The following is a 20,622-nucleotide window of genomic DNA, read 5'->3' on the forward strand; positions in this document are numbered from 1 at the left end:
GCATAAGCATGGACAGACAGCAGTGGTCTAGTCCAGAATATCGAGCACTGCGATCTTCCGCTCTCCCCGCACAGGAGGGCGGATCGAGGGACCCGGAGCGCTCTGCCCTGACCGCCCGGGAGTCCTCAGGTCGGCCGCTCGGCCGACGCAACTCCGGGCTGCGGTGCCGGGCGGGTTGAGGGTCCCGCCCTGGCGCCGCGGCCCGCGGGTGTCACACAAGGGCTCCCGCGCCTCGCCGAAGGCCGCGGGAGCCTTTTCCGTGTGCCTCAGCGGATCGCCGTGACTCAGCGGTTCTCCGTGACTCAGCGCGTCTCCGTCACCTTCGCCAGCGCCCGCGGCGCGTCCGGGTCCTGCCCGCGCGCGATCGTCACCTCGTACGCCAGCATCTGCAGCGGCAGGATCTCCAGGATCGGCTGGACCTCCTCGGCGACCCCGTCCGTCGGCAGGGCGAACCCCGCCGAGGCCCGCTCCACCTCCGACGCGCTGCCGATGACCACCAGGTCCGCGCCCCGGCCGCGCAGCCGCTCCAGGACCGGCTGCAGCGCCTGGCCGCCCTTGCCCTCGGTGACGATCGCGATCACCGGCGAGATGTTGTCGACCATGGCCAGCGGGCCGTGCAGCAGATCGGCGCCCGAGTAGGAGAGCGCCGGGATGTAGCTGGTCTCCATCAGCTTCAGGGCGGCTTCCTTGGCGGTCGGGTAGCCGTAGCCCCGGGAGGTGAGGACCATCCGCTCGGCGAAGCGATAGCGCGCCGCGAGCTGCCGGACCTCATCCTGGCGGTCGAGGATCTGCTGGGCGAGGTCGGGCAGCACCTTGGCGGCCGCGCCGTCGCCGCCGCGCAGCCCCTCCACGAAGAGGTAGAGGGCGAGCAGTTCGGCGGTGTAGGTCTTGGTCGCGGGCAGCGCCTTCTCCGGCCCGGCCAGGACGTCGATGTGGAATTCGGAGACGGCCGCGAGCGGCGAGTCGGCGTTGTTGGTCACCGCGAGGGTGATCGCACCGGCCGCGCGGGCGGCCTCGGTGGAGGCCACCAGGTCGGGGGAGCCGCCGGACTGGCTGACGGTGATCACCAGGACGTCGGTGAGGTCCGGCTGGGCGCCGTACGCGGTGGTGGTGGACATGGAGGTCAGTCCGCACGGCTTGCCGAGCAACACCTCGAGCAGGTACTTCGCGTACAGCGCCGCGTTGTCCGAGGTGCCCCGGGCGGTGAGCAGGACGAAGCGCGGGTTGCGGGCGGCGATCCGCTCCGCGACCTCGCGGATCCTCGGGGCGCCCTGGTCGAGGATGCGGCGCAGCACGGCGGGCTGCTCGGCCATCTCGCCGGACATGATCCGGCCCGGCTGGTCGCTGCGCTGGGCCGTCGTCGTGGCGGACATGCTGGGTGCCTCCAGGTGGCTCTTTGCCGGGCTGGGCCGAGGGGGCTGAGGGGTCAGTCCCCGGGGTGGTCACCGGCGCCGTTGCCGACGATCACTTCCGCGGCCGCCCGTCCACACACCCGGGCGGCGCCGTGGGTCGCGATGTGCGGCGCCCCGGCGGGCGGCGCCTGGGGCACCCCCATCTCCACGACGACCGTCTCCGGCCGGGCGGTGAGCAGGGCGTCCAGCGCGTCGGCCATCCAGGGGTGGCGGTGGACATCGCGGACCACAGCGACGATCCTACGGTCCCCCGCGGTGTCGAGCATATTTTCGATCAGGCCGTGGACGCCCCGGGCCTCGGCGTCCTGCCGCCCGTAGGTGGCTGCCCCGGTGCCGGGGCGCAGCCGGGCCAGTTCGGCGCCGACGCCCCAGGGGGTCTCCTCGCCGACGGCGATGTTGGCCACCGGGGTGAAGGTGGCCACGTAGGCGGGTCCGGTCACGGGCTCGTACGAGGTCCCGGCCGGGGTGACTCTGAGCGCGCGGCGCGCGGCGGCGAGCCCCACCCCCGCGGCGGGCTCGATGCCGTGCGCCGCGCGCGGTCCTCCGGAGCGCCGCGTCCACTCCCCCAGGGCGCGCACCCGCGCCGCCGCCTCGGCCAGCCGCTCCTCCGCCAGCCGCCCCTCGATGACGGCGCTGACCAGCGCGTCGCGCAGCCGCAGCACGGTGCCCTCGTCGGCGAGTCCGCCGCCCACGCAGATGGCGTCGGCGCCCGCGGCGATCGCCAGGACGCTGCCGCGCTCGATGCCGTACGCGTCGGCGATGGCCCGCATCTCCATGCCGTCGGTGACGATCATCCCGTCGAAGCCGAGTCCGCCGTCGGCCACGGGCCGGCGCAGCAGGCCGTGCAGCGCGGCGGGGCTGAGGGTGGCGGGCAGGTCGGGGTCGAGCGCGGGCAGCAGGATGTGCGCGCTCATCACGGCCTTGGTCCCGGCGGCGACGGCGGCGCGGAAGGGCACCAGTTCGCGGGCGGTCAGGGTGTCCAGACCGGCGTCGATGCGCGGCAGGGAGTGGTGGGAGTCGACGGCGGTGTCGCCGTGGCCGGGGAAGTGCTTGGTGCAGGCGGCCACCCCGGCGCCCTGAAGGCCCTCGATGTACGCGGCGGTGTGCCGGGCCACGAGCCCCGGCTCGGCGCCGAAGGAGCGCACGCCGATGACGGGGTTGCCGGGGTTGGAGTTGACGTCGGCGGAGGGCGCCCAGTTGAGGTTGACGCCGCATTCGGCGAGGCGGCGGCCCAACTCGCGGGCGACGGCGCGGGTCAGCTCCGGGTCGTCGACGGCGCCGAGCGCGAGGTTGCCGGGGAAGGAGGAGCCGGTGCGCACCTCCAGCCGGGTGACGTCGCCGCCCTCCTCGTCGATCGCCACCAGGACGTCGTCACGCTCGGCGCGCAGCTGGGCGGTGAGGGCGCCCAGCTGCTCGGGCGTGGCGATGTTCCGGCCGAACAGGCCGACGGAGGCGAGCCCCTCGCCGAGCCGCCGCAGCACCCAGTCGGGGGCGGTGGTTCCGGTGAAGCCGGGCTGGAGAACGGTGAGAGCGTCGCGGGTGAGGGTGGCCGAGTCGTGTGCGAGGGTCGTCATAAACCGGGATCATCCCTTCACAGCGCCGGAAGTGAGCCCACCGACCGCCTTGCGTTGCAGAAACAGGAACAGGAGCAGGATCGGGATGGCGAACAGCGACGCCGCCGCCATGGTGGCACCCCAGTCGTCGCCGAAGGCGGTCTGGAAGCTGGACAGCCACAGCGGAAGCGTCTGGGCGCCCGGGTCCTTGTTCAGGATGAGCACGAGCGGGAATTCGTTCCAGGCCGTGATGAAGCCGAAGAGCGAGGTGGCCATCAGGCCGGGGGCCAGCAGCGGGAAGATCACCCGGAGGAACGCCTGCGGACGGGTGCAGCCGTCCACCATCGCCGACTCCTCCAGCTCCTTGGGGATCGCGGCCACGTAGGAGCGGAGCGTGAGGATGGTGAAGGGCAGCACCATGACCATGTAGAAGAGGGTGAGCGGGAGCAGGCTGTTCAGCATGTCGCCGTCGCGCACCAGCATGTAGATGGCGATGACCAGGACCTCCCAGGGCGCCATCTGCGCGATCATGAAGGTCACCAGGAAGCCGCGGCGCCCCTTGAACCGCATCCGGGCCAGGGCGAACGACGCGAGCAGCGCGATCAGCAGGGAGAGGCCGACCGCCGAGAGGGTGACGGTGAGCGAGTTGCCGACCAGGGTCCAGAAGTTCTCGGCCTCCACGGCCTTCTGGAAGTGTTCGAGGGTGGCTCCGGTCGGGAACCACACCGGGTCCTCGGAGATGATGTCCGAGGTCGGCTTGAGGGCCGTGGTGAACATCCAGTAGACGGGGAACACGAAGCCGAGAAAGAGCACGACGGCGGTCGCGTTGGGCCACAGCCGGGCGAGCGGCGAGCGCTTCACAGCTCGTCCTCCTCTTGCCTGAGCACGATCCGGAGGTAATAGGAGGTCAGCGCCAGCAGGACCGCGATGGTCAGCAGCGAGATCGCGGCGCCCATGCCGTAGTGCTGGTTGCCGACGCCCTCGATGAAGGCGTAGACGGGGAGGGTTTCGGTGAGCCGGTCGGGGCCGCCCTCGTTGATCGCGAAGACCTGGGCGAACGCCTTGAAGACCCAGATGACTTCGAGGAACGTCGTGGCCAGCAGGAACGGCTTGAGGAAGGGGAAGGTCACCGAGGTGAAGCTCTTCCAGCCGCCGGCGCCGTCGAGCGCGGCCGCCTCGTAGAGCTCGCCGGGGATGGTGGTGGTCGCGGCGTAGAGGTTGATCGCCACGAAGGGGATCGACTGCCAGACGATCAGCACGGTGATGACGAAGAACGTGGAGAACTGGCCGCCGGTCCAGTTGTAGTGCGCCATGGAGTGCCAGCCGAGGGCGTCCAGCACCCAGTTGACCACCCCGAAGCGGGTGGCGAAGAGCCACTGGAAGACGGTGGTGGCGGCGATGGTCGGCATGGCCCAGGCCAGCACCAGACCGACCGAGAGCAGCAGCCGCATCGTGCTGCCGAGGCGGGCCAGCAGCAGTCCGACCAGGGTGCCCAGCAGCATGATCAGCACGACGTTGACCGCGGTGAAGATCACCGACCGCAGGGTGACCCGCCAGAAGTCCTCGCTGGTCAGCGTCTCGCGGTAGTTGTCGACCCCGTTCCACTCGGTGAGGTGCTGGATCAGCTGCCGCATATTGAGGTTCTGGAACGACAGCAGGCCGTCCTTGACCAGCGGCCAGCCCAGCAGCAGCGCGGTCGCCGCCAGCGCGGGCAGCAGCAGGAGGTACGGGGCGGCGCCGGTCAGCCGTGCGCGCCCGGCGGGGCCCGGGGCCGGGCGGCGGGGGCCCGGCGGTGCCCCGCCCCGGCGGGCCCCGGCCGCCGCCGGGCCGGGGTCCTGGCGTTCGGTCGCTACCGCCATCGGGTTCAACGCTCCTGGCTGAGGCGCTTGTTCAGCTCGCCCTCGACCGACTTGGCCGCCTCGGCGGGCGACTTACCGGTGAGCACGGCGGTCATGTAGGTCTTGACGGGGTTCGGGGCGTTCTCCACCGCGGCCCATTCGGGGATCAGCGGGGTGGTGCCGCCGGTCGCGGCGGCCGGGGCGGCCGCCTGCGCGGCGGGGTTGCCCTTGAGCCGCGCCTGGAGCGATTCCTTGTTGGGGATGACACCGGCTTCCTCGGCGAGCTGTCCCTCGTAGGTGTCATTCAGCGCGATCTTCAGGAACTCCTTGGCCAGTTCCTGCTTTTCGCTGCCCGCGGCGATCGCGAGGTTGGAGCCGCCGAGGAAGACGCCCTCGGGCTTGCCCGCGGTCTCGCCCGGGATGGTGAAGTAGCCGATGTCCTTCTCGATCTTCGGGTTGGCCTTGATGGCGATCCCGGCTTCCCAGCCCATGCCGATGAAGGCGCCGGTCTTGCCCTTGGCGAAGATCTCGCCCTGCTGCGGGGTGGCCTCGTCCTTGTCCTTGGGGGCCTTGCTGAAGGACTGGTACTGCTTGTAGATGTCCATGGCCTTGCCGACCTTGGGGTCGGCGAGGTTGGAGACCCACTTGTCGCCGTCCTTCCTTACGAGGTCGGCGCCGGTGCCGATGGTCAGCCCGTCGAAGAAGTACCAGTTCTGGCCCGGGAGGTAGATCGGCTCGGCGTCGGTCTTCTTCTCGATGGTGTCGAGGTCGCGGAAGAACTCGGTACGGGTCTTGGGGGTGTCCTTGATCCCCGCCTCGGCCCAGATCTTCTTGTTGTAGAGGACGACCCGGTTGGCCGCGTACCACGGCGCCGCGTACTGCTTGCCGTCGTAGACCGCGGACTTGTTGATCGACTCCGACCAGTCGGCGCCGATCGACTTCTTCAGGTCACCGAGTTCGGCCAGTCCGCCGGTCTGCGCGTAGGACGGGGTCTGGGTGTTGCCGATCTCCAGCACATCCGGCGGGTCGGACTCCGAGAGCGCGGTGGTCACCTTCTGCTGAATGCCGTTCCACTGCTGGATCTCCAGCTTCAGCTTGGCGCCGGTTTTCTTCTCGAAAGCGGCCTTGACATCCTTCGTCCAGCCGTCCGGCGTGGAGCCGTCCATCGCCCAGACGGTGAGCGTCTGCCCCTTGAAACCGTCCGCTCCGGCCTTGTCGTCATCGCCGTCGGACCCACAGGCCGCGACGGATACCAGCATTGCCGCGACACCCGTCGCCGCTATGAGCCCACGCTTCACAGCACTCTCCTCAGAAGGCCGGATCAGGGGTTTAATGGTCCAGACCAGTGCCCGCAGCTTGGCCTAGACCTTTTGGGGTGTCAAGGGTGTATAAGAGTCACCGGCGGCTCCGTTACCGGACCGACACTTCCCGACATCCGGACCGAGCGGCCGCCCGGAGCCGGGACCGTGCCACGATGTGAGGCGCTGGATTTCAAGAGACCGGAATTCAAGAGACCGGTGACGGCGGTGGACGCCGGTGACGGCAGCGGACCAGGAGTCGGAAGGGCGCGCGATGGACACCGAGGGGGCAACGGCGGCAGCGGCGGCCACCACGACGGCCGAGAGCGACGGCAACGGCTCCAATGGGGCACGCACCGCGCGCGTCCCGAAGTACTACCGCCTCAAGCGCCACTTGCTGGAGATGACCGAGACCCTGCCACCGGGCACCCCGGTCCCACCGGAGCGCACCCTGGCCGCGGAGTTCGACACCTCGCGCACCACCGTGCGCCAGGCGCTCCAGGAACTGGTCGTCGAGGGGCGCCTGGAGCGGATCCAGGGCAAGGGCACGTTCGTGGCCAAGCCCAAGGTCTCCCAGGCGCTGCAACTCACCTCGTACACCGAGGACATGAAGGCCCAGGGCCTGGAGCCCACCTCCCAGCTGCTGGACATCGGCTATGTCACCGCCGACGACCGGCTCTCCGGACTGCTGGACATCGCCGCCGGCGGGCGGGTGCTGCGCATCGAGCGGCTGCGGCTGGCCAGCGGGGAGCCGATGGCCATCGAGACCACCCACCTGTCCGCCAAGCGCTTCCCCGCGCTGCGCCGCAGCCTGGTGAAGTACACCTCGCTGTACACGGCACTGGCCGAGGTGTACGACGTCCGGCTGGCCGAGGCCGAGGAGACCATCGAGACCTCGCTGGCCACCCCGCGCGAGGCGGGGCTGCTGGGCACGGACGTGGGGCTGCCGATGCTGATGCTCTCGCGGCACTCGCGGGACGCGTCCGGGGAGCCGGTGGAGTGGGTGCGGTCGGTCTACCGCGGGGACCGCTACAAGTTCGTGGCGCGGCTCCAGCGGCCGAACGACTGAGAAGCGCTACCGGCTGAGAAGCGCTACCGGCTGAGCCGGGCCACCGGCCGATCCGCGCTACGGCAGGTGCCGCGCCGCGACTGAGCCTCGCCACGGCGGGACCGCGCCACCGGCCGGGCCGTGCTACGGCTGACCGGCTATCTTTCTCATACCGATATACGGACGGGTAGTGACGACCGCCGGGCCCCGGGCTTAGATTTCCTGCGCATTACACAAATGATCAGCTGTGATCCAGGTGATCGACCGTGCCGCAGGAGATGAGCCGAGGGGACTGGAGCCCGCCACATGTCAGACACGTCCGCTGCACCCGGCAGGAGACCGGTCGTGACGCCCGCGCGCGTCGTGGCCGCTCTGTGCCTGATCGCCCCGTTCGTCGGGATGCTCTGGGTCGGTTCGTACGGCAAGGTCGAGCCGACCTTCATCGGGATCCCGTTCTTCTACTGGTACCAGATGCTCTGGGTGCCGGTCTCGGCCGCGCTGACCTCGGTCGCCTACGTCCTGGTCCGCCGGGAGCGGCGGGAGCGCAAGGGGGGTGACTCCGCATGAACGACGGAGTGAACGGCGTCGCGCTCGCCGTCTTCATCTTCTTCTTCGTGGCCGTCACGGTCATGGGCTTCCTGGCCGCGCGCTGGCGCGCCGCCGAGAACGCCAACAACCTCGACGAGTGGGGACTGGGCGGCCGCAGCTTCGGCACCTGGATCACCTGGTTCCTGCTCGGCGGCGACCTGTACACCGCGTACACCTTCGTCGCCGTCCCGGCCGCGATCTACGCGACCGGCGCGGCCGGGTTCTTCGCGGTGCCGTACACCATCCTGGTCTACCCGCTGATCTTCACCTTCCTGCCCCGGCTCTGGTCGGTGTCCCACAAGCACGGGTACGTCACCACCTCGGACTTCGTCCGCGGCCGCTTCGGCTCCAAGGGTCTTTCGCTGGCCGTCGCGATCACCGGCATCCTCGCCACCATGCCGTACATCGCCCTCCAGCTGGTGGGCATCCAGGCGGTGCTGGACGTGATGGGCGTCGGCGGCGGGGAGAACACCAACTGGTTCATCAAGGACCTGCCGCTGCTGATCGCCTTCGGCGTGCTCGCGGCGTACACCTACTCCTCGGGTCTGCGCGCCCCCGCGCTGATCGCGTTCGTCAAGGACACCCTGATCTACATCGTCATCGCGGTGGCGATCATCTACATCCCGATCAAACTGGGTGGCTTCGACGACATCTTCAGCGCGGCGAACGACAAGTTCACCAAGGCCGGCGCGGGCGGGCTCGCACCCGCGGCGGAGGGGCAATGGGCGTACGGCACCCTGGCCCTGGGCTCGGCGCTCGCGCTGTTCATGTATCCGCACTCGATCACGGCGACGCTCTCCAGCCGCAGCCGTGAGGTGATCCGCCGCAACACCACGATCCTGCCGCTGTACTCGCTGATGCTGGGGCTGCTGGCGCTGCTGGGCTTCATGGCCATCGCCGCCGGGGTGAAGGTCGAGAACGGCCAGCTGGCCATCCCGCAGCTCTTCGAGAACATGTTCCCCGACTGGTTCACGGGCGTCGCCTTCGCCGCGATCGGCATCGGCGCGCTGGTCCCGGCGGCCATCATGTCGATCGCCGCGGCCAACCTCTTCACCCGCAACATCTACAAGGACTTCCTGCGGCCGAACGCCACGGCCGAGGAGGAGACCAAGGTCTCCAAACTGGTCTCGCTGCTGGTGAAGGTCGGCGCGCTGATCTTCGTGCTGGGCATGGACAAGACCGTCGCGATCAACTTCCAGCTGCTGGGCGGGATCTGGATCCTCCAGACCTTCCCGGCCCTGGTGGGCGGCCTGTTCACCCGCTGGTTCCACCGCTGGGCGCTGCTGGCGGGCTGGGCGGTCGGCATGGTCTACGGAACGTGGAAGGCGTACGACACCCCGAGCGGCACCCAGAAGCACTTCGGCAACACCGCCGATGTGCCCGGTATCGGCGAGATCGGCTACATCGGTCTCACCGCCTTCGTGCTCAATGTGGTGGTGACGGTCGTCCTGACACTGATCCTGCGGGCGGTCAAGGCCCCGGACGGCGTGGACGAGACGTCTTCCGCCGACTACAAGGCGGACGCGGGCGACCCGGGCGTCCAGGTCGACCTCCCGCCCGCCACGGCGGGCGCCCCGGGCGCCCACTGACGCCTGGCGGCGGGCCGCACCGAACGATGACGGCTGAACGGGCCGTCGGCTCCTTCGGGGAGCCGACGGCCCGTTCGCCGTGCGTACGGCTCCGACGCCAGGGGGTGCCCGGGGGAAAAAAGGGGTCCGGAGGCCCGGGGCCAGGCGTCACGAGGCCGGTGCGGCCAGGTAGTCGCCGTGTTCCCGGCGACGCCCACGCTCCGCGAACGCGAACTGGCCAAGGCCGCGTCTCTCACCGAAGCGGTGGCGGAGGCCCTGCGGCAGCGCGGTGTCGCCGACCGGCTGGCCGACCTGGCCGCCCAGACCGGCTGGGCCACCTTCCACCACGCCGCCGGGGCCTGGCTCGACGACCCCTCGCGGAGCCTGGACGCGCACCTCCTCCAAGCCTTCGACGATCTGCGCGACCTCTCCGCGGCCGTCCTGACGTCCTGAGTCCTGACGCCCTGACGCCCTGACCTGAGTACCGGTACCTAGGCCGCCCTGAGCGGCCGCGCGGATCCGGACCGCCGGGACCGAGACCTACCGTCCGGTATATGACCGAAAGTGAGGCACCCGCCAGAAAGGGCGGCGATGGGTGGCGCGTCGGGTGCACCAGCGTGCTGGCCCTGGCCGTGGCCGGAATCGCCGGGCTCGCGTACGCGAGCGTCGACTCCACCTATCCCGACGTCGACCCCGAGAAGCGGGCGCGCCAGCTCTCCGGGTACTCCCGGGACGCCTACGCCGCGCTCGGCATCGATCGCACCGTGGAAGGCGGCTACGTCGATGTCGACAACCACAACACCTACGACTCCAACTTCTGCTACCCAGATGGCCTGTTCAGCTTCGCCGACCCGCCCGTGGAGGGCGCGTACCAGCTGATCCACGGGTGGTCGATCGGCAAGGTGGACCGGGCGGAGGCGCTGCCCGCGCTGCGCAGGGTGCGGGATCACCTCAAGGCGGAGGGGTGGCGCATCACGCGGTTCGGGAAGGACCAGCAGCTCGAGGAGTGGAGCGTTAAGGCCGAGCGCGACGGCGGCTTCAGCACCGGGATCACGTGGGAGGCGGAGTTCCGGCGGCTCAGCGGGGGCAGCGGCGGGCCCTGCGCGATGGACCCGGACACGAGCCAGGAGAAGGACGAACCCTACGAGTCCTACGGAGAGCCGGAGCTGAACTCCTTCCCACCGGCCATGACGCCCGGCGGGCGTTAGGCCGCGATCTCGAAGGCGTCGCATGAGTGCTGCGGCGCGAGTTCGAACCAGAGCAGCTTGCCGCTCCGCCCGAAGAGCTCGTCGGCGAGGGCGTAACCGCCCCAGTTGTCGGCGCAGATCCGGACGATGAGGAGTCCACGGCCGTAGGTGGCCTCGGTGTTCGCGGCGGCCTCCGCGAGGGCGGACGAGCGGTCGAAGAGGGCCGGTGGCTTGTCGAAGGGCGGCGGGATGTCCGGGTTGGTGTCCCACACGCTGATCCGCAGACGCCCCTCCTCCACGGCGCGGACGCGCATTTCGGCCGGGCCGGTGGTGTGGCGGTAGGCGTTGGTGACCATCTCGCTCGCCACGAGGGTCGCGGGGTCGGTGAGTTCGCCCAGCCCGTGCCGGGCGAGGACCGCACGGAGGGTAATGCGGGCGATGGCCGCGGCGCGGGGGTCGTGGGGCAGGCGGAGCGAGTACGACCAGGGGTTTTCCGGCGTTTCCGGCGCAGGGGTGGGCATGAAGTCTCCGTATGGTGCGAGGAGTTGGGCTGTGTCCCGGCACACACCGTAGTCGGCATGCCTTAAGGTATTTACCCCGGAGCGAAAAAGGGGTGCATATACCACTCGTGTGAGTGACACGCCTGTTGCGCATGAGCAGAGAGAATCGGCAGATGCCCATGAGAAGCGTCCCGACTGCACGCCAACTCCGCCTCGGCACCGAGCTTCGTAGGCTCCGTGAACGCGCTGGGATGTCGTCGACCGAGGCCGGGCGCTTGCTCGGTACCAACCAGACGACGATCAGCAATATCGAGGCGAGCCGGTTGGGCGTGAGCGCGGACCGGTTACGAGCGCTCGCACGGAACTACTCCTGCGCGGACGAAGCTTTGATCGCGGCGCTCATCGACATGGCGGCGCAGCGCAAGCGCGGCTGGTGGGAGGAGTACCGGGAAATCCTGCCCACCGGGTTACTCGATCTGGCCGAGCTCGAACACCATGCTGTGGCGCTGCGTACGGCGTACATCGCCCACATCCCCGGCCTGCTTCAGACGGCCGAGCACGCCCGCGAGATCTTCCGGCAGGTCGTACCGACGCTGCCTCCACCAGAGGTGGAGCACCGCGTCTCGCATCGCATCAAACGCCAAGGCATTCTGTACCGGGACAAGCCCACGCCGCTTACGGCCATCGTCCATGAGGCCGCTTTGCGTATGCGCTTCGGAGGACCGGACATGGCACGGGCGCAGTTGCAGCACATCCTGGACATGAGCCAGCACAGCCACATCAAGGTGGTCGTGATCCCCTTTGAGGCCGGAGCGTTTCCTGGCTCGGGGCAGTCGATCCTCTACGCTGCCGGGCAGGTCCCACAACTGGACACCGTGCAGCTCGATACGGAGCATGGCTCCGAACTTCTTGACGCAGCGGCCCAGTTGGAGAAGTACCGCGTCGTGCTGGACCGTATGGAAACGGTCGCGCTCCCGGAGAGCCGATCACGCGATCTCATCAAGAGCATCATCCGCACCCTGAAAGGTGAATGAGTTGTCCGCTCGCGATTGGCAAAAGTCCTCGTTCAGCGGGGAAGGCAACGCCTGCCTGTACGTCTCCGCAACCGACAACGCCACCATCCGGCTCCGCGAAAGCGACGAACCCGACACCATCCTCACCACCACCCCCAACGCCCTGGGCGCCCTCATACGCAGCGCCAAAGCAGGGCAGCTCGACCACCTCGGCACGGCGTTCGGCACAGCGGCGTAAGGTCAGCGGTCGTCCGCGGCCTTCTCGGCCGCGGACCAGCCGACCAGGTCGTCCACGTAGCGCCGCATGAGCCGTTCCAGCTCCACCAGGTCCCGGTCGCTCCACTGCTCGAACACCGGCTGGTTGAGTCGCCCGCGCGCCGCGTCGATCGCGTCGATGACGCGGCGCCCCTCCTCGGTGAGGAGGGCTTCCTTCACGCGGCGATCTTCCGCGCTGGGGCGACGCTCCACCAAACCCAGCTCCGCGAGCTTCGCGACCTGGCGGCTGACCGTGGTGTGGTCGCGGCCCGCTCGGTCGGCGAGCTCGACCACGCCGATCGGGGCGAACCGGTGGATGCCCACGATCAGCGGGAAGAGCGCCCGGTCGAGCTGGATGCCCGCTTCGGCGATCAGAATCTCGTCCCGGTGCGGCTGGTTCATGATCGCGATGAGGTCGATGATCGATTCATGCAGCCGTCGCTGCGTGACCTGCCGCTGGCGTCGTGTGGCCATGGCCAGAGACTACCGCCACCCGGGTGAGGCGCCCCCGGTGCGCAACCCGACGGTGTCGAGGTAGCCCTCGATGGTGGGGAGATTCGTGGTGTCGGCGATAGCCGCTATGTATCCGTCGGGGCGGATGAGCACCCACTGCCCGGCCGCCAGGCCGTACGCATCACGCACGTGGCCCCCGGAGTCGTGCAGATCGCCACGCGGGCCGGTGGTGTGGATGCGCAGCCCCTCGCGCACGGCCGGGGCGGCGGCGCGGTCGGCCTCGTAGCCCAGCAGGGTCCAGTGGGGGCCCTGGAAGAGGCCGAACAGCCGGGTGTCGAGCCCTCCGGCGCCGGTGACGGGGGCGTCGGGGGCGCGTTCCCCGGCCAGCGGACCCTTGTCCCGATGCGGCGTGGCGACCGTGAGGGGCGAGTCCACATAGCCGAGGTCGAGCTGGCTCACCTCGCGGCCCCGGCTGGCGAAGCGGCTCTTCGCGGCCTCCAGCAGCCGCTCGGAGAGGCCGAGGACGGCCTCGGCGATCGGGCGGCGCTCCCGCTCGTAGCTGTCCAGGAGGGAGGCCGGGGCGCCGCCCAGGACGGCGGCGAGCTTCCACCCGAGGTTGTACGCGTCCTGCACGCTGGTGTTGAGGCCCTGCCCGCCGGTCGGCGGGTGGACGTGGGCGGCGTCACCGGTCAGGAACACCCGGCCGATCCGGTACGTGTCGGCCAGGCGGGCGTTCATCGAGAAGACGGAGGCCCAGGACACCTCGCGGATCACGATGTCGGTGCGGCCCGTGCGCTCGTGGAGGAGGGCGGTCAGGCCCGCCGCCGACAGGTCGATGTCCACGTCGAAGGGGACGGGCCCCTGGTACTGGAACATGTCCGTGCCGCACAGCGGGCACAGCGACACCTGCGCGTCCGTGCCCTGGCCCCAGCGGTGCCAGGCGTCCGCCGAGACGCCGTCGGCGCGGACGTCGGCGACGACGGCCCGCACGCCGAGCGTCCGGCCCGGGAAGCCGATGTCCAGGGACTTGCGGACGAAGCTCGATCCGCCGTCGGCGCCCACGAGGTAGGCGGCGCGCACGGTCCGCTCCCCGGTCGGGGTGGCGATCCGCGCGGACACGCCGTCGTCGTCCTGGTCGATGCCGGTGAGCTCGTGGCCGTAGAGCGGGGCGTGCCCGAGCTCGGCCAGCCGCTCGCGCAGACAGCGCTCGGTGAGGAACTGCGGGACCAGCAGCGGGATCTGGTACGGCTCCTCCGGCGTCGGGTCGGACATCCGGATGGCGGGCCGGTCGACCGGCCCCTCGTCCGCGTAGAAGCGCTGCACGGGGTACTCCCCGCCGGAGGCCACGACGCGGTCGATGACGCCCAGGTCCTCGAACACCTCCTGGCTGCGGGGCTGGATGCCCTTGCCACGGGATCCCATGAAGGGCCCGGCCGCCTTGTCGATCAGCAGGAAGCCGACATTTCTGCGGGCGAGGTCGATGGCGAGCGTCAGTCCGGCGGCACCGGCACCGCAGATGAGGACGTCGGGTTCCGAGGTACGGGGCATGGCTCCGCCTTCCAGGAGTAAGTTCATCGTGTGCAGAATGCACACGACGAAGAGGCACAGTCAAGCGCTCGCGCGAGCTAGTCGACGTAAATCTGTGTGTTACACACGCGATCTAGTCGTCGAGAAAGGTGACCGTCTCGGCCAGCGGCGCCCGATCCGAGCGGGCGTACGGCACGCTGACGTCCTCGTAGCCGATCGACATGCCGCAGAAGAGAATCAGCCCCTCCGGGGGCGACACGACCTCCGCGACGGTCCGGCGGTACACCGACCACGCCATCTGGGTGCAGCTGTGCAGCCCCTCGGCGCGGAGCAGCACCATGACGGTCTGGAGATACATCCCGGCGTCGACCCACTGGGGCGGTCCCATACGGCGGTCGAGGTAGCAGAACAGGGCGGCGGGCGCGCCGAAACAGTCCCAGTTGGCGGCGACGGCCCTGTGACGGGCCCGCTGATCGCCCCGTGGGATGCCGAGCGCGGCGTACCGCCGCTCGGCGGCCTCGGCGCGGCGCTCGCGGTACGGGCCGCTCAGCTCGGGCGGGTACATCGGGTACTCCCGCTCGTCCCCGCGATCCCCCGCGGCCACCCGCTCGGCGGTGCGCTTCTTGAGCTCGGCCAGCGGCGGACCGGAGAGCACATAGGTCCGCCACGGCTGGAGGTTCCCGCCGGAGGGTGAGCGGGCGGCGGCGGAGAGCACCCGCTCCAGCACCTCCCTCGGAACCGGCTCGTCCGTGAACCCGCGCACCGCCCGTCGGCTCATGACCGCTTCGTAGACATCCATGTCGTCCTTGACGGCCGGGGCCGAGCAAAGGTGACCGGTCAGACATCATCGCCGGTCACCGGGCCCCCGGCGGAAGGGGGCCCGGTGACCGGCGCGGTCCGGCCGGATGTGCGGGTCAGACGTAGGTGAAGCCGCCGGGGACGGTGACGGTGCCGAAGGCCGTCACCNGTCAGACGTAGGTGAAGCCGCCGGGGACGGTGACGGTGCCGAAGGCCGTCACCAGGGTGACCGTCGCGGTGCCGACCACCCCGGGCGGGGTGACGCCGGCCACCGTCGTGGGAGTGGCGGTCACGCTGGTGGCGGGAGCGCCGTTGAACAGCACGCCCAGCACACCACCGAGGTTGGTGCCGGTGATGGTGAACGGGGTGCCGCCGATGGCGGGTCCGGTGGCGGGCGTGATGGCGACGGGCACCGGTGCGGGCGGCGGGACGAAGTAGGTGAAACCACCGGGCACGTTGGTGCTGCCGCCGGGGCCGGTGAGGGTCACGGTGACGTTGCCGCCCGCGGGCGGGCCTGCCGGAGTGATGCCGATCAGGGTGGTCCCGGCGGGGTTGATGGCCAGGATGGTCGAGGCGTTACCGCCGAAGGTGACGCTGGTGACGCCGGTCAGATTGGTGCCCGTGATCAGGTACAGGGTGCCGCCGTTGGTCGGGCCCACGGTCGGGGTGATGGCGATGGCGATGGGCGGGGCCGGTGCCACGTAGGTGTACGGCAGGCCGTTGCTGGTCCCGGCGCCGGTGGTGACGGTGACCTGGACGGTCCCGGGCGCGTGCGGCGGGGCTATCACCACGATGCCGTCGTAGCCGGGGTTGCCGCCGCCTCCGGGCCAGCCGCCTCCGCCACCGCCCCAGCCACCGCCGCCCCAGCCTCCGCCGCCACCCCAGCCACCACCGCCGCCACCTCCGGGGTTGTCCTGGTAGACGATGGTGGCGGGCGTGCCGCCGAAGGACACACCGGTGACGCCGCGCAGGTTCTGGCCGAACAGCCGGACGTAGTTGCCACCGGCGGCGGGGCCCGAGTCGGGCACCACGGCGAGCAGCGTCGGCGGCCCCACCGGCGGCCAGTAGCCCGCGTTGGCGGCGGTGGCGGTGTTGGCGGCGTTGGCGGCGGCGGCGGCGTTGGCGGCGGCGGTCGCGAGTGCGGTCGAAGTCATGGTCGGTCCTCCCGGGGAAGGGTTCGGGTGAGGTGCGCCGACGGCGTGCCGACGGACGTGAGCACACACCGCCGGTCAACGCCTCGTCGTCGCCGCGCGGTTCTGGGACAGGCCGCCACCGGAGGAACGGGGAGCTGCCGGGCAGCCGGTCAAGGGCGCGCGGGGCGATGCGCGGATGAGGGTGAAGCCACGGGGCGGACGCCCGGCTCCTGGGACGGCCGACGAGGTATGGGGCAGCCTCGGCGGCCGGCCACGTTTCCAGTTATCCACGCCCCTCGGCGTCGCTCAAGGCCCTCACGGCGGCCATCACTCGTTTGGCGCATCAGGGCGCGTGTGGCGCCGAGCTTGTATGACAAGCGCTCGGCTATTCGGGCGAATGCATGCCGAGGGGTATGGCTTGCCGTCGCTCGTCATGCCTCTAATGAGTGACATCGGCAGTGCCGACCCATCCGTGACATCGGCCGTGCCGACCCCCGTATGACCACCCGGGGAGGAAACGATCCGATGAGCCTCGCCGCGTTCCTTCTCGCCCTCGGCACCACCTGCCGGATCACCCGCTTCATCACCAAGGACACCCTGGCGGCGGGGTTCCGGATCTGGGTCGCCGACCGTTTCGGCGACGACTCCCGCGCCTCCTACCTGGTCAACTGCGGCTGGTGCACCAGCACATGGGTGGCCGCCGCCATCGCCGCCTACGCCTCCTTGCTGCACACCACCGCGTGGTTCGACCTCCCGGCCACCGCCCTGACGCTCTCCTACTTGGCCGGTGTCGCCTCGCGGTGGCTGGACTGACACCCACACCCCCCACACCCCCCCACACCCTCCACAACGCCCCACAACGTCCCGAGGGAAAGGCAGGGAACAATGGCCTGCAACTGCGGCGGAAACGCACCCCAATGGCCGCCCCAACCCGTTGTCGTCTATGAGCTGACGCTGCCGGACGGCACGGTCCGGCGCTACGTCACCTACCAGGAGGCCGACGCCGCCAACCAGCGCGCGGGCTCCACCGGAGTGATCACCGCCGTCACCCAGTGACGCCGGGGACCACCCCGGCGCCCACCCCCGGCGCACGGCGACCCGGCTGTCAGTGGCCTGCGGCAGACTGCGGGCATGGATATCACGATCAGGCACGCGCGGGACGAGGAACTGGACGGAATCGGGGAGCTCACCGCGCAGGTGTACCTGGGGGACGGGCTCCTGGACTTCGAGGACAGTGATCCTTATCTCGCCACCCTGCGCGACGCCCGCCGCCGGGCCGCCGAGGCCGAGCTGCTGGTCGCGGCGGACGCGGCCAGCGACGAGGTCCTGGGCGCCGTGGCGTTCGCCGTGCACGGCGGGGCGTACGCGGAGCTGGCCCGCCCCGGCGAGGGCGAGTTCCGGATGCTGGCCGTCCGCCCCGAGTCGCGCCGACGCGGCGCCGCCGAAGCACTCGTACGAGCCTGCCTGGACCGGGCCCGCGCACTGGGCCTGCGGCGCATAGTGATCAGCAGCCAGCGGTCGATGACCGCCGCCCACCGCCTGTACGAGCGGCTGGGTTTCGTCCGTGCCCCGGAGCGCGACTGGGCGCCCCTGCCGGGGACGGACATCACCCTCTGGGCCTTCACCGTGGAGCTGTGACGCCCGCCGCCACACGCCCAAGTGATGGCCTGACGCGCGCCCCAGGTCACGGGCCACCTCCGGAACGCATGAGCACATTCATGCGAAACTCCGCAGCTCCGACACAAGATATGGGGGCGCGTGCGTCGGCCGACACAAGATGTATGCTCGTGCTCGCTGTCGCCGCAGGGGAATCCGGTGGGAATCCGGAACTGTCCCGCAACGGTGTACGTGTGCGCTCAATTCGGCGTGCCCGTGAGTCCGAGCACCTGCCGACGGCCCTGTGAACACGTCCCCCGGCCTCGAGGGTTGGGCCGATGGACGCTGCGTGGTGTGCCCGGCGTACGAGGAGTGCGGCATCGGCATGCCCGTACGCGCCCATCGCACCACCCCTCGTGGCCCCAGCCCAGCGAGGGAGAGCACCTCAGTGACCATCGCGCCCGCCGATCCGGTTTCAGCGCAGGCGGCTTCTCAGGCAGCGGACGACGCGCCCGGGACCGCCCTGCTACGGACCCTTACCGGACTCACCGCCGACCTGCCCGCCACCGATCCCGGCAAGGTCGCGGCCGCCGCCCTGCGCGGCCGTCATCCCGGCTCGGACGAGGCGGAGTTGCGGGCCCTCGCGACCGAGGCGGCGGCCGGGCTGATCGCCGAGGAGCCGGAGTACTCGCGGCTCGCGGCGCGGCTGCTGGCGCTCACCATCACGCAGGAGGCGGCCGGGCAGGGCGCGGTCTCCTTCTCGGCCTCCGTCCGGGTGGGCCACCGCGAGGGCCTGCTCGCCGACTCCACCGCGGAGTTCGCCGCCGCCCACGCCGAGCGGCTGGACGCGCTGGTGGAGCGGGCCCTGGCCGACGGCGCCGACAACCGCTTCGGCTACTTCGGGCTGCGCACCCTCTACAGCCGCTATCTGCTGCGCCACCCCCTCACCCGTCAGGTGATCGAGACCCCGCAGCACTTCCTGCTGCGCGTGGCCTGCGGGCTCGCCGAGGACCACTCGGAGCGGGCGCTGGAGGACGTGGCCGAGCTCTACCGGCTGACCAGCACGCTGTCGTACCTGCCCAGCTCCCCCACGCTGTTCAACTCCGGCACCCGGCATCCGCAGATGTCGTCCTGCTATCTGCTGGACTCGCCGCTGGACGAGCTGGACTCGATCTACAACCGCTACCACCAGGTGGCGCGGCTGTCGAAGCACGCGGGCGGCATCGGCCTGTCCTACTCCCGCATCCGGGCGCGCGGTTCGCTGATCCGGGGCACCAACGGGCACTCCAACGGCATCGTGCCGTTCCTGCGCACGCTCGACGCCTCGGTGGCCGCCGTCAACCAGGGCGGCCGGCGCAAGGGCGCGGCCTGTGTCTACCTGGAGACCTGGCACGCGGACCTCGAGGAGTTCCTGGAGCTGCGGGACAACACCGGCGAGGACGCCCGCCGCACCCACAACCTCAACATCGCCCACTGGATCCCGGACGAGTTCATGCGCCGGGTCGAGGCGGACGCCGACTGGTCGCTGTTCTCCCCGGTGGACGCGCCCGATCTGGTGGACCTGTGGGGCGAGGAGTTCGACGCCGCGTACCGCAGGGCCGAGGCCGAGGGGAAGGCCGTCAAGCAGGTCCCGGCCCGCCAGCTGTACGCCCGGATGATGCGCACCCTCGCGCAGACCGGCAACGGCTGGATGACGTTCAAGGACGCCGCCAACCGCACCGCCAACCAGACCGCCGAGCCCGGCAGGGTCGTCCACTCCTCCAACCTCTGCACCGAGATCCTGGAGGTCACGAACGACGGCGAGACCGCCGTGTGCAACCTCGGATCGGTCAACCTCGCCGCGCACCTGGGCGAGGACGGGCAGCTGGACTGGGAGCGCCTGGACGCCACCGTCCACACCGCCGTGACCTTCCTCGACCGCGTGGTGGACATCAACTTCTACCCCACGGAGGAGGCCGGGGCCTCCAACTCCCGCTGGCGCCCGGTGGGTCTGGGCCTCATGGGCCTCCAGGACGTCTTCTTCCGGCTGCGGCTGCCGTTCGACTCGCCCGAGGCCACGGCGCTGTCCACGCGGATCTCCGAGCGCATCATGCTCGCCGCGTACGAGGCGTCCTGCGAGCTCGCCGAGCGCCACGGCCCGCACCCCGCCTGGGCCGAGACCCGCACCGCGCGCGGTGTGCTGCACCCGGACCACTACCCGGACGCGGTGGCCACCTGGCCGGAGCGCTGGCAGGCGCTGCGCGCGCGGATGGCGAAGTCCGGGATGCGGAACTCACTGCTGCTGGCGATCGCGCCGACCGCGACCATCGCCTCCATCGCGGGGGTCTACGAGTGCATCGAGCCGCAGGTCTCCAACCTCTTCAAGCGCGAAACGCTCAGCGGGGAGTTCCTCCAGGTCAACTCCTATCTGGTGGACGACCTCAAGAAGCTGGGCGTCTGGGACGCCCAGACCCGCGAGGCGCTGCGCGAGTCCAACGGCTCGGTCCAGGACTTCTCCTGGGTGCCCGCGGACGTACGGGAGCTGTACCGCACCGCGTGGGAGATCCCGCAGCGCGCCCTGATCGACATGGCGGCGGCCCGCACCCCGTACCTCGACCAGAGCCAGTCGCTGAACCTCTTCATGGCCTCGCCGACCATCGGCAAGCTCAGCTCGATGTACGCGTACGCCTGGAAGCGCGGCATCAAGACCACGTACTACCTGCGCTCGCGTCCGGCCACCCGGATCGCCCAGAGCGCCCGGGGTGGCGCCGCCGCCACCCCCGCGCCCCTCCCCGTGCAGGAGGCCCCGGCCGAGGCCGACGCGATCGCCTGCTCCCTGGAAAACCCCGAGTCCTGCGAGGCCTGCCAGTAATGCC

21 protein-coding genes and 1 riboswitch are annotated in these 20,622 nt (G+C 70.5%); of the genes, 11 read left to right on the forward strand and 10 right to left on the reverse strand.

The window, feature by feature from the left end:
• Positions 1–302: 302 nt before the first annotated feature.
• Genes IEJ02_RS26260 through IEJ02_RS26280 form a run of 5 tightly spaced genes read right to left on the reverse strand, consistent with a single transcriptional unit; the run spans position 303 to position 6,101 of the window.
• A complete protein-coding gene (locus IEJ02_RS26260) occupies positions 303–1,373 on the reverse strand; it encodes an SIS domain-containing protein (protein WP_037962906.1) in 1,071 nt (356 codons plus the stop codon).
• 53 nt (positions 1,374–1,426) lie between these two features.
• On the reverse strand, positions 1,427–2,986 hold the full coding sequence (locus tag IEJ02_RS26265) for a glycoside hydrolase family 3 protein (protein ID WP_191067129.1): 1,560 nt from the start codon (positions 2,984–2,986) through the stop codon (positions 1,427–1,429).
• Between the two features lie 9 nt (positions 2,987–2,995).
• Positions 2,996–3,826: a carbohydrate ABC transporter permease gene (locus IEJ02_RS26270; RefSeq protein ID WP_191067130.1), complete on the reverse strand. Its 831-nt coding sequence runs from the start codon at positions 3,824–3,826 to the stop codon at positions 2,996–2,998.
• Positions 3,823–4,824, reverse strand: coding sequence for a carbohydrate ABC transporter permease (locus IEJ02_RS26275; RefSeq protein WP_191067131.1), 1,002 nt, complete (start codon positions 4,822–4,824; stop codon positions 3,823–3,825). Before IEJ02_RS26275 ends, IEJ02_RS26270 begins: the two co-directional genes overlap by 4 nt.
• Before the next feature lie 5 nt (positions 4,825–4,829).
• Positions 4,830–6,101 (reverse strand): extracellular solute-binding protein, encoded by a 1,272-nt coding sequence (locus IEJ02_RS26280; protein WP_191067132.1) that lies wholly within the window; start codon positions 6,099–6,101, stop codon positions 4,830–4,832.
• Between the two features lie 274 nt (positions 6,102–6,375).
• Between IEJ02_RS26280 and IEJ02_RS26285 the strand changes: the two genes are divergently transcribed.
• From IEJ02_RS26285 to IEJ02_RS26305, 5 genes are all read left to right on the forward strand, one after another.
• Complete coding sequence (locus IEJ02_RS26285; protein ID WP_044570136.1) at positions 6,376–7,170, forward strand: GntR family transcriptional regulator; 795 nt, start codon at positions 6,376–6,378, stop codon at positions 7,168–7,170.
• Positions 7,171–7,455: 285 nt separating this feature from the next.
• A complete protein-coding gene (locus tag IEJ02_RS26290; protein WP_191067133.1) occupies positions 7,456–7,716 on the forward strand; it encodes a DUF3311 domain-containing protein in 261 nt (86 codons plus the stop codon).
• A complete protein-coding gene (gene mctP / locus IEJ02_RS26295) occupies positions 7,713–9,326 on the forward strand; it encodes a monocarboxylate uptake permease MctP (protein WP_191067134.1) in 1,614 nt (537 codons plus the stop codon). The genes IEJ02_RS26290 and mctP overlap by 4 nt, the downstream gene beginning before the upstream one ends.
• 177 nt (positions 9,327–9,503) lie before the next feature.
• Positions 9,504–9,758: a hypothetical protein gene (locus IEJ02_RS26300; protein ID WP_263407983.1), complete on the forward strand. Its 255-nt coding sequence runs from the start codon at positions 9,504–9,506 to the stop codon at positions 9,756–9,758.
• 101 nt (positions 9,759–9,859) lie between these two features.
• Positions 9,860–10,513 (forward strand): hypothetical protein, encoded by a 654-nt coding sequence (locus tag IEJ02_RS26305; RefSeq protein WP_191067135.1) that lies wholly within the window; start codon positions 9,860–9,862, stop codon positions 10,511–10,513.
• Here IEJ02_RS26305 and IEJ02_RS26310 read toward each other — a convergent pair.
• Entirely contained in the window at positions 10,510–11,013 is a 504-nt protein-coding gene (locus IEJ02_RS26310; RefSeq protein WP_191067136.1) for an ATP-binding protein, read from the reverse strand. The genes IEJ02_RS26305 and IEJ02_RS26310 overlap by 4 nt on opposite strands.
• A gap of 152 nt (positions 11,014–11,165) precedes the next feature.
• Between IEJ02_RS26310 and IEJ02_RS26315 the strand changes: the two genes are divergently transcribed.
• Both IEJ02_RS26315 and IEJ02_RS26320 read left to right on the forward strand, forming a co-directional pair.
• On the forward strand, positions 11,166–12,026 hold the full coding sequence (locus tag IEJ02_RS26315) for a helix-turn-helix domain-containing protein (protein ID WP_370467131.1): 861 nt from the start codon (positions 11,166–11,168) through the stop codon (positions 12,024–12,026).
• 1 nt (position 12,027) lies between these two features.
• Positions 12,028–12,243 carry a DUF397 domain-containing protein gene (locus tag IEJ02_RS26320; RefSeq protein WP_191067137.1) on the forward strand — a complete coding sequence of 72 codons (216 nt, stop codon included), beginning with the start codon at positions 12,028–12,030 and terminating at the stop codon, positions 12,241–12,243.
• A 2-nt stretch (positions 12,244–12,245) separates the two neighbouring features.
• On the opposite strand, the gene IEJ02_RS26325 is transcribed toward IEJ02_RS26320, so the two are convergent.
• The 4 genes from IEJ02_RS26325 to IEJ02_RS26340 all read right to left on the reverse strand — a co-directional run bounded on the left by IEJ02_RS26325 (position 12,246) and on the right by IEJ02_RS26340 (position 16,192).
• Entirely contained in the window at positions 12,246–12,734 is a 489-nt protein-coding gene (locus tag IEJ02_RS26325) for a MarR family winged helix-turn-helix transcriptional regulator (protein WP_191067138.1), read from the reverse strand.
• 9 nt (positions 12,735–12,743) lie between these two features.
• Positions 12,744–14,288 (reverse strand): FAD-dependent oxidoreductase, encoded by a 1,545-nt coding sequence (locus tag IEJ02_RS26330; protein ID WP_223864438.1) that lies wholly within the window; start codon positions 14,286–14,288, stop codon positions 12,744–12,746.
• An 85-nt stretch (positions 14,289–14,373) separates the two neighbouring features.
• Positions 14,374–15,039: a nitroreductase gene (locus tag IEJ02_RS26335; RefSeq protein ID WP_191067139.1), complete on the reverse strand. Its 666-nt coding sequence runs from the start codon at positions 15,037–15,039 to the stop codon at positions 14,374–14,376.
• Positions 15,040–15,208: 169 nt separating this feature from the next.
• Complete coding sequence (locus IEJ02_RS26340; RefSeq protein WP_191067140.1) at positions 15,209–16,192, reverse strand: IPT/TIG domain-containing protein; 984 nt, start codon at positions 16,190–16,192, stop codon at positions 15,209–15,211.
• Positions 16,193–16,696: 504 nt separating this feature from the next.
• Between IEJ02_RS26340 and IEJ02_RS26345 the strand changes: the two genes are divergently transcribed.
• The 4 genes from IEJ02_RS26345 (at position 16,697) to IEJ02_RS26360 (ending at position 20,618) form a co-directional block, all read left to right on the forward strand.
• Complete coding sequence (locus tag IEJ02_RS26345) at positions 16,697–16,984, forward strand: hypothetical protein (protein WP_191067141.1); 288 nt, start codon at positions 16,697–16,699, stop codon at positions 16,982–16,984.
• 72 nt (positions 16,985–17,056) lie between these two features.
• Complete coding sequence (locus IEJ02_RS26350; RefSeq protein ID WP_191067142.1) at positions 17,057–17,227, forward strand: DUF7196 family protein; 171 nt, start codon at positions 17,057–17,059, stop codon at positions 17,225–17,227.
• A 75-nt stretch (positions 17,228–17,302) separates the two neighbouring features.
• On the forward strand, positions 17,303–17,809 hold the full coding sequence (locus IEJ02_RS26355; RefSeq protein WP_191067143.1) for a GNAT family N-acetyltransferase: 507 nt from the start codon (positions 17,303–17,305) through the stop codon (positions 17,807–17,809).
• A gap of 116 nt (positions 17,810–17,925) precedes the next feature.
• Positions 17,926–18,079, forward strand: a riboswitch (cobalamin riboswitch).
• Between the two features lie 136 nt (positions 18,080–18,215).
• Positions 18,216–20,618: a ribonucleoside-diphosphate reductase subunit alpha gene (locus IEJ02_RS26360; protein ID WP_191067144.1), complete on the forward strand. Its 2,403-nt coding sequence runs from the start codon at positions 18,216–18,218 to the stop codon at positions 20,616–20,618.
• The last annotated feature ends 4 nt before the right edge of the window (positions 20,619–20,622 follow it).

The sequence above is a fragment of the Streptomyces sp. 5-10 genome (genome assembly GCF_014712245.1).
In the GTDB taxonomy this organism is placed as follows: Bacteria; Actinomycetota; Actinomycetes; order Streptomycetales; family Streptomycetaceae; genus Streptomyces; species Streptomyces violaceusniger.